16 protein-coding genes are annotated in these 18,052 nt (G+C 47.3%); 11 read left to right on the top strand and 5 right to left on the bottom strand.

All coding sequences use genetic code 11. The annotated features are described in order from the left end of the window. Positions 1 to 97: 97 nt before the first annotated feature. From ycaO to folX, 6 genes are all read left to right on the top strand, one after another. Positions 98 to 1,858: a 30S ribosomal protein S12 methylthiotransferase accessory factor YcaO gene (gene ycaO, locus W04_RS12545; RefSeq protein WP_053911069.1), complete on the top strand. Its 1,761-nt coding sequence runs from the start codon at positions 98 to 100 to the stop codon at positions 1,856 to 1,858. Positions 1,859 to 2,000: 142 nt separating this feature from the next. After that, on the top strand, positions 2,001 to 6,404 hold the full coding sequence (locus tag W04_RS12540; RefSeq protein WP_053911068.1) for an ATP-binding protein: 4,404 nt from the start codon (positions 2,001 to 2,003) through the stop codon (positions 6,402 to 6,404). A gap of 95 nt (positions 6,405 to 6,499) precedes the next feature. Beyond that, entirely contained in the window at positions 6,500 to 7,330 is an 831-nt protein-coding gene (gene nadE, locus W04_RS12535; protein ID WP_053911067.1) for an ammonia-dependent NAD(+) synthetase, read from the top strand. Positions 7,331 to 7,481: 151 nt separating this feature from the next. Further along, the gene (folM, locus tag W04_RS12530; protein WP_053911066.1) at positions 7,482 to 8,189 is read left to right on the top strand and encodes a dihydromonapterin reductase; all 708 of its coding nucleotides are present in this window, start codon (positions 7,482 to 7,484) and stop codon (positions 8,187 to 8,189) included. A gap of 11 nt (positions 8,190 to 8,200) precedes the next feature. Continuing rightward, positions 8,201 to 8,755: a GTP cyclohydrolase I FolE gene (gene folE / locus W04_RS12525; RefSeq protein WP_022944983.1), complete on the top strand. Its 555-nt coding sequence runs from the start codon at positions 8,201 to 8,203 to the stop codon at positions 8,753 to 8,755. Between the two features lie 8 nt (positions 8,756 to 8,763). Further along, entirely contained in the window at positions 8,764 to 9,120 is a 357-nt protein-coding gene (gene folX / locus W04_RS12520) for a dihydroneopterin triphosphate 2'-epimerase (RefSeq protein WP_022944982.1), read from the top strand. 28 nt (positions 9,121 to 9,148) lie between these two features. Here folX and W04_RS12515 read toward each other — a convergent pair whose 3' ends face one another. Next, positions 9,149 to 9,607 carry a YqaA family protein gene (locus W04_RS12515; RefSeq protein WP_053911110.1) on the bottom strand — a complete coding sequence of 153 codons (459 nt, stop codon included), beginning with the start codon at positions 9,605 to 9,607 and terminating at the stop codon, positions 9,149 to 9,151. A gap of 38 nt (positions 9,608 to 9,645) precedes the next feature. Then, positions 9,646 to 9,960: a DUF4870 domain-containing protein gene (locus W04_RS12510; RefSeq protein WP_045979475.1), complete on the bottom strand. Its 315-nt coding sequence runs from the start codon at positions 9,958 to 9,960 to the stop codon at positions 9,646 to 9,648. Positions 9,961 to 10,227: 267 nt separating this feature from the next. On the opposite strand from W04_RS12510, the gene W04_RS12505 reads away from it, so the two are divergent. Together W04_RS12505 and W04_RS12500 are read left to right on the top strand one after the other, a co-directional pair. Next, complete coding sequence (locus W04_RS12505) at positions 10,228 to 10,698, top strand: DUF2721 domain-containing protein (RefSeq protein WP_022944979.1); 471 nt, start codon at positions 10,228 to 10,230, stop codon at positions 10,696 to 10,698. A 132-nt stretch (positions 10,699 to 10,830) separates the two neighbouring features. After that, complete coding sequence (locus W04_RS12500) at positions 10,831 to 11,280, top strand: cytochrome c (RefSeq protein WP_053911065.1); 450 nt, start codon at positions 10,831 to 10,833, stop codon at positions 11,278 to 11,280. Positions 11,281 to 11,395: 115 nt separating this feature from the next. Here the strand turns inward: W04_RS12500 and W04_RS12495 are convergent, their stop codons facing one another. After that, positions 11,396 to 14,788, bottom strand: a complete 3,393-nt coding sequence (locus W04_RS12495) for a S8 family serine peptidase (RefSeq protein WP_053911064.1) — start codon at positions 14,786 to 14,788, stop codon at positions 11,396 to 11,398. A 172-nt stretch (positions 14,789 to 14,960) separates the two neighbouring features. Beyond that, positions 14,961 to 15,596: a cytochrome b/b6 domain-containing protein gene (locus tag W04_RS12490; RefSeq protein WP_053911063.1), complete on the bottom strand. Its 636-nt coding sequence runs from the start codon at positions 15,594 to 15,596 to the stop codon at positions 14,961 to 14,963. 82 nt (positions 15,597 to 15,678) lie between these two features. Here W04_RS12490 and W04_RS12485 point away from each other — a divergent pair, with 82 nt between their 5' ends. Both W04_RS12485 and W04_RS12480 read left to right on the top strand, forming a co-directional pair. Beyond that, positions 15,679 to 16,395, top strand: a complete 717-nt coding sequence (locus tag W04_RS12485) for an AzlC family ABC transporter permease (protein ID WP_053911062.1) — start codon at positions 15,679 to 15,681, stop codon at positions 16,393 to 16,395. Beyond that, entirely contained in the window at positions 16,395 to 16,694 is a 300-nt protein-coding gene (locus W04_RS12480) for an AzlD domain-containing protein (protein ID WP_026111113.1), read from the top strand. Before W04_RS12485 ends, W04_RS12480 begins: the two co-directional genes overlap by 1 nt. 33 nt (positions 16,695 to 16,727) lie before the next feature. Here the strand turns inward: W04_RS12480 and W04_RS12475 are convergent, their stop codons facing one another. Continuing rightward, positions 16,728 to 16,916, bottom strand: coding sequence for a PA3496 family putative envelope integrity protein (locus W04_RS12475; RefSeq protein WP_022944972.1), 189 nt, complete (start codon positions 16,914 to 16,916; stop codon positions 16,728 to 16,730). Between the two features lie 340 nt (positions 16,917 to 17,256). Here W04_RS12475 and W04_RS12470 point away from each other — a divergent pair, with 340 nt between their 5' ends. Continuing rightward, the gene (locus W04_RS12470; protein ID WP_053911061.1) at positions 17,257 to 18,048 is read left to right on the top strand and encodes a YggN family protein; all 792 of its coding nucleotides are present in this window, start codon (positions 17,257 to 17,259) and stop codon (positions 18,046 to 18,048) included. Positions 18,049 to 18,052: the final 4 nt, after the last annotated feature.

Raw genomic sequence — 18,052 nt, 5'->3', positions numbered from 1 at the left:
TTAAGCTTTGTTCGTGTTAAAGGCAAGTTACCGATATAATAACGGCCATAGTAAGATTTCTTCGCAATCAACTGCGTGTCGCTTTATTGAGAACATTATGACTGAACAGACTTTTATCAAAGGTAAAGACAGAGACTTAGAATCGTCTATCTCTACCATGCAAAACAAACTCGTGGCATTAGATATCAATGTGGAGGAGGCTTTGTGGCTGAACCCAGTGGCTAACTGCTACTCGGTCCACATTCGTGATAAAGACTGTGGGGTGATGTTCACCAATGGTAAAGGGGCTACCGATAAAGCGTGTTTGGCGTCAGCGTTAGGGGAGTATTTTGAGCGTTTAAGCTGCAACTACTTCTTCGCCGATTTTTACTTAGGCGAAGAGTTCGCGAACGCCGAATTCACCCACTACCCCAGTGAAAAGTGGTTTGCCGTCGACGGCGAGCAAGTGCCAGAGGGTTTGATGAATGAGCCGCTATGGGACTATTTTGACCCCGAGCGCGAACTCACCCCATCTCACCTTTATGACTTTAACTCCGGCAATACCGAGCGCGGTATTTGTGCGCTGCCATACACCCGTGTGCGCGATGAAGAAATTGCCTATATCCCCGTCAATGTCATCGGCAACATCTTTGTATCTAACGGCATGAGTGCCGGTAACACCAAATATGAAGCGCGCGTGCAAGGCCTTTCAGAAGTGTTTGAGCGCGCCATTAAAAACCAAATTATCGCTGAAGGAATTTGCCTACCCGAAGTGCCTGAAGAGGTGGTGAAGCAATATCCGAAGATTCACCAAGCCTGTGAAGAGCTACGCAGCCATGGTTTTCATTTACGCATTGCCGATGCGTCGTTGGGCGGTAAATACCCGGTTATGAGTGTGACCCTAATCAACCCAGTTGATGGCTCGGTGTTCGCTTCATTCGGTGCTCACCCGTCATTTGAAGTGGCGTTAGAGCGTACCGTTACTGAGCTTCTTCAAGGCCGTCGCCTTGACCAACTCGACGTATTCCAATGCGCCACCTTCGATAACGACGAAGTAGCGTCAGCAGAAAATATCGAATTACATTTTATCGACTCCAGCGGCTTGATCTCCTATGACTTCTTCCGTGACCAAGCCGATTTTGACTTTGTGCACTGGGACTTCAGCGGCAACACCGAGCAAGAGTACCAATTCTGCACGGATCTGATCCACGACATGGGCTACGACATCTACATCATGGATTACACGCACTTAAATGTGTACGCCTGCCGTATATTAGTACCCGGTTTATCCGATATTTACCCTGTGGATGAGCTCATCTGGCGCAACAATAATGAAGGCGCTAAATTCCGCCAGGACTTCCTGTCACTGGATCAATACGACGCCGAACAATGGCTGGAAATCTATGACCGCTTAGAAGAAGCAGGACATAGCGATATTATTCGCGCTGCCGAATTTATCGGTGTGGTGACTGATGCCGACACGCCTTGGCATACGCTGCGCATTGGCGAGCTAAAAGCGCATCTATGCCTTGCAGCACAAAGCGAAGAAGCCATTGATTGGGTCGAGTGGATTCTGCATACCGATCAAATCAGCCCAGAGCGGATTCGCTTCTTCCGCTGCTTAAAAGCGGTCTTGGAAATCAAATATGACGAACAACGAGCGTACAGCACTTATCAAAGCTCATTGGCGCTGATGTTTGGTGCTGACAATGTTGAACTCGCGATTGAAATAGCAGAAGCGCGGATACAGTTCCACGGGCTTAGCTTCCCAGGCTTAGCACTTGAAGGTTTTAAAAAGCATCACGCACTGCTCGATGGCTACCGTAAACTGCACAGAGCAAAAGCGCAGTTTTGGGATCGCCAAGTAAGCGATAGCTAAACTATTTTGATGATGCGCCCAAAACCTGGGCGCATTGTTCCTATGCCCGAAAAATCAGCACCTTAGCTGATATATTAATTCGACAAGCCTCGCTACTGCACTATAGTTTAAGGTGTTGTTCAACCACTGACTATTTGCAGCCATGCCACCAGCTTCGAAAAGCCGCTTTTATGCCATTGCCTTTTACGGCCTAATCGCCCTCACCCTGGCTGTGGCTGTATTTCTCGATCACCTCAATTATCAAAAAGCTGAGCAACAATATCGCCAAGATGTGCGGGAAGTAGCACAAAGTTATCGCAGCCAATTACAGGCACTGATGACCGCCAATATTCAGCTTGTACGCGGATTAATACCGGCCATCGCTGCCCAACCCAACCTCAACCAACAACAATTCAGTGTCGTTGCACAAAGCCTGTTTACCAGTTCTAAAGAACTGCGCACCATAGGTGCAGCACCAGATATGGTTATTCGAATGACCTACCCTTTCAAGGGTAATGAAGGAGCCATTGGCCTCGATTATATGGCCAACCCCAGTCAACGTGATGCAGCCTTGGCCGCTAAAGAAGGTGGAGAAATAGTCATTGATGCCCCCGTTAATTTAGTGCAGGGCGGTGTTGGCATTATTGCCCGACTGCCCATTTACCTGCAGCAGCCGAAACAAGAATTTTGGGGGCTGATATCGGTCGTGCTCGACGCCAACAAGGTCTATAGCAATGGCGGACTCGTGCAATTACAAGAACAATTCAATGTCGCCTTGTATAAGCGTAATCCAGATAAACACATGTTTGGCGATACCGCTATTCGCTATAGCGACCCCATTGAACTATCGATTAGTCTACCTAATGATACTTGGTATTTGGCAGTTCAACCACAAGCGGGCTGGCAGCCTCCTTGGGAGAGCTTTGGCTATGCGCGCATCGCGATTATTTTAACCACCTTGTTAGTGGTACTGTTTTTAGCTTGGTTTCGAGCCTTATTCTTAAAACTCATGGTCAATGAGCAGCGTCTTCAAGCATTATTTGACCTTTTTCCGCTTGGTATCGCGTTATGTGATGCTAAAACGGGCCGCTATATCAATGCCAATAAAGCCTTACTTAGCTCGCTCGATACCCACTTACAGCAGCTAAAACAACAACACTTCGCCAACACTCTGCGCTTCAACGAGCGCACAGTACCGGCCTTAGACCAATTGCGCCATGGTCAACATATTGTTGCGGGAGAAGCTCTGTGGCAAAACAACGCCACCTTCCCGGTGAATGTGAATGGGGTGCAATTTACCAATGCTCAGGGTGAACCTTTTGTGTGGCTACTCATTGAAGATTTGCGCGAAAAGAAGGCGACACAAGCAGAAATACTGGAAAAGAGTCAGCGCCTAGCACTCATCGTTGAAAATATCGGTGTCGGAACCTGGGATTGGCAAGTACAAAGCGGCGAAGTGACGTTTAACGAGCGTTGGGCGCAAATCATTGGTTATGAGCTCGAAGAGCTCACCCCCATCAATATTGATACTTGGCTCAATCACACCCACCCTGCTGACTTAAAAGAATCAGGACTACGTTTGGAGCAACACTGGCAGGGGCACAGTGAACAGTATGTATGTGAAGCCCGAATGCGTCATAAATTAGGTCATTGGGTGTGGGTTCTGGATACCGGCCGAGTCATTGAATGGTGCGATGATGGTCGACCAAAACGTATGATTGGCACGCACTTAGATATTAGCTCACAAAAGTCGACAGAAGCGGCACTGCGCCATGCTAAGCAAGAGATCGAGCGCTTCTTTGAGCTCAGCGCTAACTTTATGGCTATTCTCAACGTACATGGCTTTTTCGAACGCGCCAACTCACGCATATACCGGGGCTTGGGCTTTACAGCCAGTGAAATACTTGCCAAGCCGCTACTCGACTTTGTCGCCTGTGATGATAAAGAGCGCGTACAACAACAATTTGATAAGTTGGGCCAGCAGGACAATGAAACTCAATTTGATTGCTACTTGCGTACCCACTCACACAAACAGCTGCTGTGCCGTATTAACTTGGCTCTGGATCAAGAGAATAGCAAAATTTATATGGTAGCTAGCGACATCACTGAGCAGCAACGAATCAGCAAGCAGCTGTTGACGCATAAACAAATGCTCGAAGCAATGAGTACCCAGGCACGCATTGGCGCATGGGAGCTTAATAACGATACTAACCACGCGTTCTGGTCCAAAGTGAACCGCGAGATTCATGGCGTCGATGACAGCTACCTGATCACCGCAGATAATCTTTTTCACTTTTTCACACCCAGTTCCCAATCCCAGCTAAATACGCTCATTAGTCGCACTATTAATGACCGTCAGCCATTTTGTACTGAGCTACAAATAGTCACAGCTCAAGGCGATAAGAAATGGGTACGCGTACGCGGTGAAGCGGAGTTTGACCAGCAACGCTGTATTCGCATCTTTGGCTCTACCCAAGATATAGATGGCGAAAAGCGCGGCCAGCTCGCACAACAACAATTAGCACAACGTAATAGCGCTTTAGCAGGGCTCACGGTCGATGACGCAATTCTCAATGGTGATTTAGACGCGGCTAAACACATTATCACCCGCATGGTCAGCCGCACCTTAAACACCCACAGGGTCAGTATCTGGTTGTTTGACGATGCCCATCAAGAAATGCATTTACTGTCGCTGTACGAGCAAGACAAAAACAGCCATAGCGAGAGCGGTGTATTAGTCGGGGAGCAATACCCAACTTACTTTGGCGCGATACAAAAGCGAGCAGTATTAAGCATCAGTGATGCTCACAATGATCCGCTGACCAGGGAGTTTTTACAGGACTATCTGCAGCCGCTCAATATTCATGCGCTTCTCGACTGTGCCATTCCTGGGCGCCATGGCATGGTCGGCGTGGTGTGCGCAGAACAGCTTCATGAACCGCGTGTGTGGAGTGAGAATGATGAAAACTTTCTTATAGCTATCGCTAATATCATCGGTGGTGTCTATGCCAACCACGAAAGACAACTAACGGAAATTGCCCTTCGCAACGCGAAAAATAAAGCTGAGCATGCCGCGCTCGTAAAAAGTGAGTTTCTTGCCAGTATGAGTCATGAAATACGTACGCCGATGAATGGCGTATTGGGCATGTTAGAGCTACTAGATCACAGCACACTAAATGACTCGCAGCATCATCACCTGCAACTAGCCCGCTCTTCTGCCAACACCTTATTAAGTATTATCAATGACATATTGGATTTTTCTAAAATTGAAGCGGGCAAGGTAGAAATTGAACACATTAGTTTTGATATTCACCAAGTGTTGTCACAGGTTGTTGAGTCGCTAGCCTTGAAAGCACAGCAACAAAACAACCGTTTATATCTGGATGCGCATCAGCTACCACAGCAAACAGTTGAGGGTGATCCCAACCGCTTGCGCCAAGTGCTGGCCAATTTATTATCGAACGCGATTAAATTTACCGAAGACGGTGAGATAACGATTACCGCAACACTTGATGAGCATGGGGTATTTACATGCAGTGTCCAGGACACCGGCATTGGTATCTCTAAGCAAGCTCAAGCGCAGTTATTTGATGCCTTTACCCAGGCTGATAGCTCCACCACCCGGCGCTTTGGCGGCACCGGTTTAGGTCTTGCCATTGTCCGTCAGCTGTGTCAGCTCATGCATGGCGATGTCAGTGTGAAAAGCACTGTGGATCAAGGCAGTACATTTACGTTCTTCATTCAACTGGAAGCCGGCGAGCAATCTTCCATCACGCAACACCTGTTGGGTGAGCATGTGGCTATTTTCTGTCATGATCGCCAAGAGAGTATCCTAGCTCGGCAACACTGTGAGTTGATGGGAGCAAAGGTCACCTGCTTTACGGATGGCAATGACTTGCTTGAGCATTTGGCTAACCAAAGCGTCGAGCGCCTCATTATCGATGCCGAACCGCTATTAAAAAAGACCCATGAGTTACAGCATCGACTGAAAAGCACGCTTAGTGAACAATGTCAGCTGTTGGTCTTAGCGAATATGGAACAAACTAATGAGGTCAGCGAGCAACTGGAATTTGAACACTTCCGGTTGGCGTTTCATCCATTAACTAGTTTTGATATTTACAGCGGTTATACGCGCTCAGAAGAGACTGGTGCGCAGCAGCTCACGGGGACTATTAACTGTTTGCTTGTAGAAGATAACCAGGTCAACCAAATTGTTACCTCATCCTTATTGGACAAACATGGTTGCAACTACGAAATTGCCAATGATGGACAACAAGCGATAACACGCTTGCAACAGTGTCCTTCGGGGTATTTTGATGTGGTGCTGATGGATTGCCAAATGCCCATTCTTGATGGCTACCAAGCGGCCACTCAAATCCGCCAAGGCAAGGCCGGAGAGCAACATCAAAACATTGCGATTATTGCCCTGACCGCCAACGCAATGGAGGGCGACAAGGAAAAATGTTTGCAATCGGGTATGAACGATTATTTGAGTAAGCCCCTTAAGCCAGACGCGCTCTACGAGAAGCTGACCATCTGGGCACATATGGCATCGCCGTGCGAATAGCACGAGGCAAAATAGCAACCCCGAGGTCGGCGCTTTAATTTTTTTGTAAATGCTTACATAATAGCTGCTTACCATCTTGCTCAAGCGGGGGAATTATGCGAGCCGAAATCGTTGCCGAAATGAGAGTGCAACCTAGCATTGATGTCCAACAAGAAGTTACTCGTCGGGTGTCATTTTTAAAACACAAGCTTCAACAAGCCCACTGTCGCACCTTGGTGCTTGGCATCAGTGGCGGTGTTGATTCCTCTACTTGCGGCCGTCTTTGCCAGCTTGCCATTGAAGAGCTCAACGCCGATCACGATACTGAACAATATCAGTTCATTGCCGTGCGCTTGCCTTATGGCGTGCAAGCCGACGAGGATGAGGCGCAGCTGGCGCTCGATTTTATTCAACCCAGTCAGCGTGTGACCGTGAATATCAAACCCGCTACCGACCATATGCACGAACAGGTGCTAAGCAGCCTCGCTGGCAGTGATTTAAGTTTACCCGCACAAAGCCATATTGATTTCGTCAAAGGTAATGTCAAAGCGCGCCAACGCATGATTGCCCAATATGAGCTAGCGGGTCTACATCAAGGTTTAGTCGTTGGCACCGATCATAGCGCGGAGAATATTACCGGGTTTTATACTAAGTTTGGGGATGGTGCGTGCGATCTAGCGCCGCTGTTTGGCTTATCTAAACGCCAAGTACGTGCGCTTGCTCAACACCTCGGAGCGCCTGACGCCTTAGTTACCAAAGCACCGACCGCCGACTTAGAGTGCGATCGCCCCGGCCTCACAGACGAAGAAGCACTGGGCTTGAGTTATGACCAAATCGACGACTTCCTTGAGGCGAAACCCTTAAGTGCAGAAATAGAGCAACGCATAATCGCCATATATCAGCGCACTCAGCATAAGCGTCAACCGATTCCGACCATTTACGATTAGTGCACATAGCCCATGTCAGTACATGGGCTATGACTACAACAAAACTAACCTCAGGCGTAAATGATCGACCGCTCTCGCCCATGCGTAAACACTGCAATCCTTTTGTCATTTGTTTATAGTAAGAGCAGTTCACGCTTAAACTGAAGAAGTTATGTCCTTTCCAATTTTAATAACCGGGGCCGGACAACGTATAGGTCTTGCCCTTGCCCAGCATTTTGTAGCTGAGCAGCACGATGTCATTATTACCTACCGTACTCGGCACAATGCAGTAGATGAGTTAGCGGCGCAAGGTGTTACTTGTATTCAAGCAGATTTTAGTGACGATGAAAGCATTGTGCACTTTATCAATGAGTTACGAGTCCACACGCCAAAGTTACGCGCTATTATTCATAACGCATCAAGTTGGGATAGTGAGAGTAAAAACGATGACTACGCAGCCTTGTTCGATAATATGATGCGTATTCATGCCAAGGTACCTTACCTTATCAACCAACATTGCCAAGACATGCTCGAGCACAGCGATGGCTATGGCGACATTATTCATTTAACCGACTTTGTGGTCGAGACAGGCAGTGCCAAACACCTTGCCTATGCAGCCAGCAAAGCGGCATTGGATAATTTAACTAAGTCATTTGCGGCCAAGTACGCACCACATATAAAAGTGAACGCTATTGCCCCTTCGCTGATTATTTTTAACGAGGGCGACAGTGAACAGTATAAACATAAGACATTACAAAAATCCCTCATGGGCATTGAACCTGGATGTCGAGAAATTATTAATGCTGTCGAGCTTCTGCTAACCAGCGACTATATAACCGGACGCAGCTTAGCCGTTGATGGCGGCCGTCATCTAAAGTAATTGAGAACATTATGCACGACGAATTAAAACAGAGTTACCAACAATTAATCTCCGCCGTTGGCGAGGACCCACAACGCGAAGGCCTACTAGATACCCCCAAGCGTGCAGCCAAAGCCATGGAGTACCTAACTCAAGGCTACCGTCAGACATTGGCAGAAATCACCAATAATGCGGTGTTTACCTCTGATGCTGATGATATGGTTCTGATCCAAGATATAGAGCTTTACTCAATGTGTGAGCATCACCTGTTACCCTTTGTCGGCAAAGCACATATTGCTTACATTCCCGACGGTAAAGTCTTAGGGCTTTCAAAGTTTGCCCGTATCGTTGATATGTTTGCCCGTCGCTTCCAGATCCAAGAGCAATTGACTCATCAAATCGCTCAAGCAGTTGAAGAAGTCACTGGCGCCAAAGGCGTTGGCGTGATCGTTGAAGCTAAGCACATGTGTATGATGATGCGTGGGGTCGAAAAGCAAAACTCTAAAATGCGTACGTCAGTTATGCTCGGTAATTTCCGCACTGATCCGAAAACGCGCAATGAATTTCTGCAGCTAGTGAAGAATTAGGACACACCATGACCAACGCCATTATCAATGTTACTAATCTCCGGCTAAGAACCTATATTGGGTTCAACCCCGAAGAACGGGAAAAAAAGCAAGATGTTGTGATTAATATCGAGATCCACTATCCGGCAGATAAGGCGTGTACCAGTGATGAGGTGCAAGAGGCACTCAACTACAAGACCGTCACCAAGGAAGTGATCGCACTGGTAGAGCAAGGACAGTTTCTACTTTTAGAAAAGCTAGTCGCGGATATCTTAGCGCTCTGCCACCAGCACCCTAGTGTACATTACGCTAAAGTACGGGTGGACAAGCCACATGCGTTGCGATTTGCCGACTCTGTATCGTTGACCTTGGATTGGCACGCTTAGCTGTCCAGCTTATGATTAAGCACTCGCATTAATTGGCGAGTGCTTCCCCCCCGCCATACAATGACTGTATGCCAAGAGCCATCAATATAACCACCCAATACCGCACACCTTTACCGATACTGACAATAGCAACAAACAGCCAAAACCGGACTCGAAAGATACCACCTATCACGGTGAGTGGATCGCCAATCACCGGTAGCCATGCGAAAAACAGGCTATACACACCGTAACGATGAAAACGGCGTTTCGCTTTTTCCATCGCTGCGACTGAGACCGGAAACCACTTTTTGTGTTGAAAGCGTGTAACTTGGGTCCCCAAGGCATAATTGACACAGCTACCAAGAACATTCCCGAGTGTTGCAAACAACCATAACAACATTAGGTGATAGCTACCTTGTGTCACCATCGCAGTAAGTACCAATTCCGATGAGCTAGGTAGGAGCGTTGCCGACACAAAGGCGGTTAAAAATAAACTAAAATAGGCCAGCAAAACGCTCCTGTATTGCTATTTTTTATGTCTAATGCTTATAAAAACTTAATACACAGCGGATACTTAAACTCTTTGCCTTCGTAGGCTTTGATGCTAGCAATAATCACCATTACGAACGAGAAAATGGCGACTAAAGGCAGTAGCACAACCCCAATAGCAACAAAGATAAGTAAGAAGCAGACGATGAAAGCAATAAGCATAGTTAGCTGAAAGTTCAATGACGCGCGGCCATGACGGTCAACCACTTCCATCTCATCTTTTTTCACCAACCAGACAATCAACGGGCCAATGATAGATCCAAATGGCACTATAAAACCCGCGAGTGCGGCTAAGTGACACAGCATCGCCATGGTTTTCTCATCATTACTTTGCTTGTTGTTATTGTTTGCCGGTGGCGGGGTGTCATTCTTCTCTGGTAATACGGGTTCCATATTCTCTCCTGCTTTATGGGTTTGGTATTCAGATTCGCAGGTTTTCTTGCTTGTGTCTAGATACCCGCTCGGTATTAATAACAAACCAGATGCGTATAGGTGGCTCTGTGAGGACAGCCTAAGCATTGGTATTACGGCGTATTAGCGCTAGACTAGGGCTCTTGTAATATCATCGCCGGAGTTAACGTGGGTACTGAAGTTGTTAATATTTTAACCATGGCAAAGGTCATTCAAACAGCCGTCGCTCCGGTATTTTTAATCACAGGGATTGCGGCCACTCTTGGGGTACTATCAAACCGCTTGGCGCGGATCACCGACCGCGCTCGTGCCTTGGAGAGAAAACTAAAAATCAGCAGCGATGAAGAGTTTAATCGCTCACTAGCAACAGAGCTGCGCGCCCTGTTAAAGCGTGCGCGTTGTATTCATATCGCTTTTAGTTTCAGTGTGCTCAGCGCCACCTTAGTGAGTGCTGTCGTTATGCTGTTGTTTATGGCAAATATCCAAGCCATTAACCTTGGTACTGCTATTGCTGGGTGTTTTATGGTCGCGATGCTGCTGCTTATATTGGCATTTATCGCGTTATTAGGAGAAGTCTTTTTAGCGACTAGAAGTATGCGCAGGGGCATGATATTCGCAGACATTGATCTCGGAGAATAACCACAATTGCACATACCTTCAGCGTTTAGTAGGACTTATTAGTCATTGCAGCGATTATTAGCGCACTTGCTCTTGTGTTCACCGTCCTGCTTAGGTAAAAAGAAGGTTGTTTTACGAAAAGGGGCAAATGGAATGAAACTAAAAACATTATTGGCGGCGACTCTTATCGCCACATCGGGTTCAGCACTAGCAAACTCCGTGTTCGAGAAGCCGGAAGATGCGATTGAGTATCGGCAGTCGGTCTTTTCATTGATCCGAGTGCAAATTGGTGACATGGGCGACATGCTTAAGGGTAAGGTTCCTTTTGACGCGGCGCGCTTTCAACAACGCGCAGATAATGCTGCAGCGCTATCACAAATGCCTTGGGAAGCGTTCACTACAGGCTCAGACCAGGGTAATACCGATGCCTTAGCAGCCATCTGGGAAGACAAGGCCACCTTTGATAAAAAAGCCAACACCTTTGCACAATATGCCCAAGAACTTGCTGTTGCTGCTAAAAGTGGTGATAAAAAGCAAATCGCTCCTGCTTTTAAAAACTGGGCGAAAGGCTGCAAAGATTGCCACAAGTCATTTAAAGACTAAACAAACCCGTTCATGGCGGTATCAATCAGTATGAAGCTCAAGCTGATTATCATGATAGAACACCTATAAAAAACGGCGCCTTCAGGCGCCGCTTTTATGTCCATCGCTCAACGAATTAGCTGCGACGACGACGCAACCACATCAGTGGTGCCATCAGTAGCGCTAGCCACCCTAATGAGCCCGAGCTAGTGCTCTTCTTCACAGGAACTTGAGGCTGTGGTTCTGGTTGCTCAGATGCTTCATCAGCTAGGTTAGTGACATTGACCATCACCGTTGCCGTGTTAGAAATATTGCCGCGGGTATCTGTGGCAACAACTTCAAACATCACCTGTTCAAGACCACTGTCGTAATCAAGCTGTTCGGCATTGGCCACAACGACCTCACCATCGCTGTTGATATCAACGGCGGTCGAGCTTGAGCTCACAACAATAAACTCTGAAATAGCGCCAGCAAAGGTCGCATTGCGCTCAGCGGTAAGTGTACCAATGACCGTACCTTGCTCAGTGTTTTCGTCTACCGAGAACTGCGCATCGGCCAAACTAGGCGCCACTTGCATATCATTGCGTGGTGAAGTGACAATGGCTTTGGCACCGTTGGTAGATAGAATAGTGAAGTTAGCATCAGCAAATAAGAACTGTGCACTTTCCCCTGGAGCAATACTCTGTACTTCATCACCTTGAGCATCGACTGCCATTGCCACAATTTGTGCAGGTGCGAAGTTATAGTTACCTTGAGCGGTATCAACGGCGTTACTGCCACCTGTTGGGAAGTTATCAGGCGCAGTTCTGAAACGTACCGTAGCATTGACATTGCCCAAGTCCGCCGCAGTCAAACCATAATCACCAATACAATTTTGCAGTGTTACGTAGTTAGTCGCACTGTCGAAGTACAAGTTACTAAGGTTACCGCTTAATTGACCATAAGGCGTTGTAAAGGTAATAGGTGTAGGTGTCGGGCCATCAAACAGCGAGTAGTTCACTGAATGTGCTGTGACATCCCAGCGGCCATCACCATCCATATCAAAATCTGCGGCAAAGCCACCCATATCAGCGTGGGCTACAGGCTGGTCAACAACCAAAGTTGTAAATACGCCATAGCCTGATTCACAGAACGAGGCTGGCACAGCCAATGTCTCGACACTGCCTGCAACAATATCTAAACGACCACCATCACCCACCGTGTCTGTTACTGTATTCTCAACAATCACCGGTGTCAGCTCCGCCGCACCTTGGTTGTGCAGTGTATAAACGACACCTTGCTCACCTTTTTCAGCGCTGATCACAGGTTTTGCCGCTGCACGTGGAAGTACATGATAAACCAAGTGCAAGGCCTGTTCACCGCCTTCACTAAAGACCAAGGCACCATCTAGCTCTGAGTCTGTCAGCAACTCAGTCGCTGCTAAGGTGTCAATATTGCTGCCACTTAGCTGCCACTCTGGCAATGTTGTGGGGTCAATAGTCATTGCCACTTCAAACTCGACGGATTGGCCCGCCGGAATAGTCACTGAGGTGGGATACTCAGCCATTAGGCTGCCGCGTTCAACATCGTCTGCAAAACGCTGCTCTAAACTGAGCTCATATGTCTTAGCACTGCTTGAGAAGTTTTTAACTACCACGGTTTTAGTCATCGTGGTTGTTTCACTTAAGCTTTGCAGCCCGAATGACAGCGCAGCTTGATGCGTGTCTTTTGCCCACGCCGCTACCGGTAGGTTCGCAGCCTTTTCGACGTCAACCAAACCAGAGCCAATGGCGCTAATCGGTGCCATTGCTGCGTTCTCATCAAGCGCACGTGGGGTGACGGTAACATCAAGGTTTGCTGCGTTCATCAAGGTTGCTTTAAGTTCCATCGCGTTGCGCTCTGGTAAAGCCTCTTTAAGCATACTGATAGCACCAGCAGTAATTGGGCCTGAGAATGACGTGCCTGTTGCTCCTGAAAGCCCTGTGCCTGTGCCAGGCTCAGCGGTCATGATATTAACACCGGGAGCAGTGATCTCAGGTTTTAATAGGCCGCTGACCGAAGGTCCACGAGAGGTGAAATCGGCCATTGCACCAGGTGTTGCCACTAACTCAGAGGAAATATTGAAGCTAGCGCCGCCTTTTAATTGCGCCCCAGTGGCAAAAGTAACCCCCACTGATGGAATACTCACGGCTTCGTCAAATCCGCCCATAGGCGCTGGCGTGCCATCATCAACGTTATTGGCGATAATCACAAAAGCAGCACCCTTAGTTTGGGCAGCCAGTACTTTATCAGTGAAATTACAGCCACCACGGTCCACCACTACAGCTTTACCTGTAAAATCAACACCTTCAGCAAAAGGCTCACAAGCGGTTTGGTTGGCATCTGGATAAACCAGCTCAATGTCATCGCTGCTAAAGCTGAACGCACCTGGGCCAAAATTGGCGCCCTGAATAACAGCTTCTTCGCCTGTCACTGTGCCTTCAGCCACACGAGTCTCATCCGTTGGGTGAGTCATGGCTCCCACAGAAAGTGCATTTTCAGTGGTGCTTGGGCCACCAACGATAAATGGATATGCACCATCGTTGCCGGCAGAGATAACCACACTTGTACCTAACTTGGCGGCGCGATTAATAAATAAGCCTACCGCATCTTCCGCAAGGTCACCGTAGTCGCCACCCAAAGACATGTTAACTACATCGACGCGGTCTTCAATATCCATGTCGCCATTAGGGTCCATCGCTGATTCTAGCGCCAGTAATTGTGCAAGCCCTGGACAACCACCGCCACACACGGAATACACAAACAATTCTACATTAGGTGCAATCCCCGTTACCGAGTGTGAAACATGTGTACCGTGGCTCGTGCCGAAGTCAATCGGATCGGCATCATCATTAAAGTAGTCATAACCACCTTTAACAATACCTTGCGGCCAAGTTACCGTCGTTGGATCAGCAGTGGCTGCGTCATAAGCCGCTTGCGTACCCTCACCACCAAATACTGCGTGGGTATAATCAATGCCGGTATCAAGCACTGCCACTCGAACTCCTTCACCAGTTGCGATTTGGCTCTCAACTAAGGGCGTTGCTTTGATGTAATCAGCGCTATCAGCAACATTAAGCTCATAGTCGTAAACCGGGTAGATTTCTTTCACATCCTCGTGCGCCAGCACTTTTCTCACTTCAGACTCATCGCCGTTAACAACAAGCGCATTAACCAGCTTAGTGGTGCGTGTGATCACATTGAGATTTAAATCGGCGCTTTGAATATTACTTAATACGCGCTCTTGCGCTTGCGAGATATGCGCACTTTGCGTGGCTTGCTGATCTTTGCTTACTGAAAACATCGGCTCACTGTTAAGCTCAATAAGCCAAGATACTGCACGTTTGTTCTGTTTTTTAATTGCGCCAAGCTGGCGCTCAATTTTGCTTTGATGCTGCGGTGTAAAAATTTTATTCTGTGGTTCTAGCTCTGAAGCTGCGACTTGAGTGCTAAGCAGGGCAGATGACACGCCCAGTGCTAATGCACTCAATTTGAGTTTATTTGAAGCCATAATTTCCTCTGAAAGACATCATTATTGTTGTTGTTCATTTGCAACTATAATGAAAACAAAAAGAGGGGCAAGATTAAATTAATGTAAGATTATTATAAGTAAGTTGGAAAGCGGGCTATGCCCGCTCAATGGACTTTCAATGGGTCACCATGAATATGTAACAAAGTATGTTTTAAATAAGACTTACGAGTGGCTCGTAACCCCAAGTACATAACAACGCAGCCAGTATAGCTGCAAAAACGACAAACGCGGGCCAAGCAGGTTTGACTACCGTTGTTTCTTGCAATGCATTATTGCGACCGGTGATCATCGCTGGCACCAGTCTTTTACCTTTCAATGCATAAATCACAATAGCAGCAATATGCAAAGCAATGGCGGCTAGGATAAAGTCAAAGTTTTGATGGTGCACGGACGAGGCCCACTCAACCCAATCGTAAGATACATACTGAACTAAAGGACCATCGGTAAGAATGTCGTCTGTGGTCATCAATCCGCTGAGCAGTTGCACCAATAACAGTGCAAAAAATAGCAACACCATGTAGCTGCCCGCCGCATTATGCCCGGCCACTTGTTCGCTTTGTCTTAGCGCCCTAAACACGGCTTTGGGTGAGTGTAATAACTTGCGCAAACGGGCACTTTCGCTACCAAAAAGCCCCCATAACAAACGAGTTGCAAGCAATGCTAAGGTAATGTAGGCGAGCACAAAGTGTAATTCCATCGCCCCCTCCTCCGCAGAGAAATAGAGGCCAGCAATACACAGCACTAAACTCCAATGAAAAAAGCGTATAAACCCATCCCAAACTTTCATTTTTGACTCCTTAACTTGGCAATATTGCGATTATGCCAAACTCTGTGTCATGCTGCGTGCTTGATCGTAAAAAACTTTGCTTATGTCTGCTGTTACAAACGCTAAAAACCGAACCCGCTTACATCGACTGGCCTTTATCAAAGGTCAGCTCGATATGTTGCCGCTAAACTTAGCGGTTTTACCTTGGGGGCTATTATGTGGCTCGTTGGCGATGCAAAACGGCTTCAGTGCCTGGGAAACACAATTGATGTCGTTATTGGTCTTTGCCGGCTCGGCGCAGCTAGTGGCCATCGAGCTTATCGCCGATCATACGCCACTGCTGACACTGCTGTTTACGACCTTCATTATTAGCTCTCGCCATTTTCTGTATGGTCTGGCAGTACGCCAGAAGGTGATTAGCCAACCGCTGCGCTGGCGCTTGCCCGTCAGCTTCGTGTTAACCGACGAGCTATTCGCCTTTTCCCACCACCGCAAGGCATATCAAACGAAAACACGCCTTATTTATGCGCTCAGCGCTGGCTTTAGCTTTTATGTGGCCTGGAATATATGGACTCTATTGGGCATCTTGGCAGGCCAGCTATTACCCGATTTAACTAATTTAGGCTTAGACTTTGCCATCGCCACCACTTTTATTGCCTTAGTTGTGCCCACCATAAAAAACAAAGCAACCTTGGCCTGCGTAGTGATCACCGGGGTTTGCGCCGCCACTTTCAAGGCTTGGGGGCTGGAACTCTGGTTGGTACTTAGCGCCCTAAGTGGTATGACGATGGGCTACATGGTCAGTAAGGGTAGCCAATGATACTGACGACCATAGTGCTTATGGCATGTATCACCTTTGCCAGCCGTTACCTGTTTTTACATCGCGCCTTACCCTTTCGGGTCGGGCCCAAATTGCAGCGCTTTTTAAGCTTCAGTGCGCCGGCGGTACTGACCGCTATTTGGGTGCCCATTGTCCTCCTTCCTGAGGGGCAGTGGCATATTAGTTATCGCAATCCTTATTTACTGGCCGCCGTGCTAGCCATTATTGTTGCCTATCGCAGTAAAAGTATCTATCTCACCACCTTAGTAGGGATGGCTGCTTATTTTCTGCTGCGCTGAAAACAAAAAAGGGGCTTTCGCCCCTTCCTAACTTTACTCGTTGAGGTAATCGTCAAAATCATCGTAGCCGAGATTTTTCCGCAGCTTACGCTGCTCTAGATAATCATCGAGCTTCTTTTTGACCTTGCGCTTACGACGGTCATGTTGGTTACGCCCCATCGCTTCGTATTCATCTTCAACAAATTCGTCATCTAACGCATCATAGGAATATGTTTTACCCACAATACACTCCAGTTAATTACAATCATTGTGCGTGGCTCAAGCTTAGCTTCACCACGACCAAGAGCCTACGCCCTTAAAATGAATAAATAGCTGCAAATGGCAAAACTGGAAAGTGAGATTTTTTTATCGTTTCAACAAATATCTTTTATTGACGATGATCATCAATGTGCGACTTTCACTAACACCTTGTTAAAAACGACTAAAAGTTAGCTTTTTTTTAAATCTCTAGCAAAAGCCAGCTCACCATAAATTCATAACCTATTGTTTATTATGGAGTAATAATTTTGGCACCGAATTTGTAATGTATCTCTCGTAACAACAATCAACGGGAATAATGACAATGAAAACGACAGCAGCCCTTCTTTTTGCATCCATGACGGTAACCACAAGCGCACTGGCACACGAGCAAAAGCCAGATAACCTCTCATTTGGTTCACAACAGTGCGATATTGAGTTTAAAAGTGATATTCGTATCAACCCTGAACGCATACAAATCACCAATGTCGATAATCAACACATGGTCTACGATGGTCAGCAGCTGCTCGTTGATGGTGAAGTTATGCCTCTGACTGCAGCTCAGCAGCAAGCACTGGATAATTACTCTCAGCAACTGCGTAGTTACGTCCCTGAAGTTGCTCAGATTGCCCTTGATGGCGTGAAAATAGCCGGTGTGGCCATTGAGGAAGTAAGTACAGCATTTGGCATTGAGCATAATGACGCGTTACAGCAGGTCGTAGATAATATTGGCAACAATATCGAGCATAGCTTTTATCAAAATGGCGAGTTTGTGATGGGCAAACAAAGCTTTGATGAGCTAGGAGACGATATTGAGCAACAATTCGATGAAAACTTTGAACAAGCCGTTGAGCAGGCAATGGTGCAATCAATAGGCAGCGTGCTGATGGCCTTGGGTTCGCAAATGGTCAGCTCAGGTGGCGACATGGACGAGTTCGAGCAGCGGATGGAAAGAATGGGCGAGCAAATTGAACAGCGTGTTGAGCTTCAAGCCGCCAATATCGAGCAGCGCGCAGATGCCCTGTGCCAATCATTCTCAGAGTTGGCAGAGCAAGAGGCCCAACTGGTGAGCATGGTCCCAGAACTAAGTGACTTCCAGCTTCTAATTACTAAATAGTCGG

The sequence above is a fragment of the Pseudoalteromonas sp. SW0106-04 genome (assembly GCF_001293805.1).
GTDB classification, from domain to species: Bacteria; Pseudomonadota; Gammaproteobacteria; order Enterobacterales; family Alteromonadaceae; genus Pseudoalteromonas; species Pseudoalteromonas ruthenica.
This window is presented reverse-complemented; position numbering and strand designations above follow the sequence as displayed.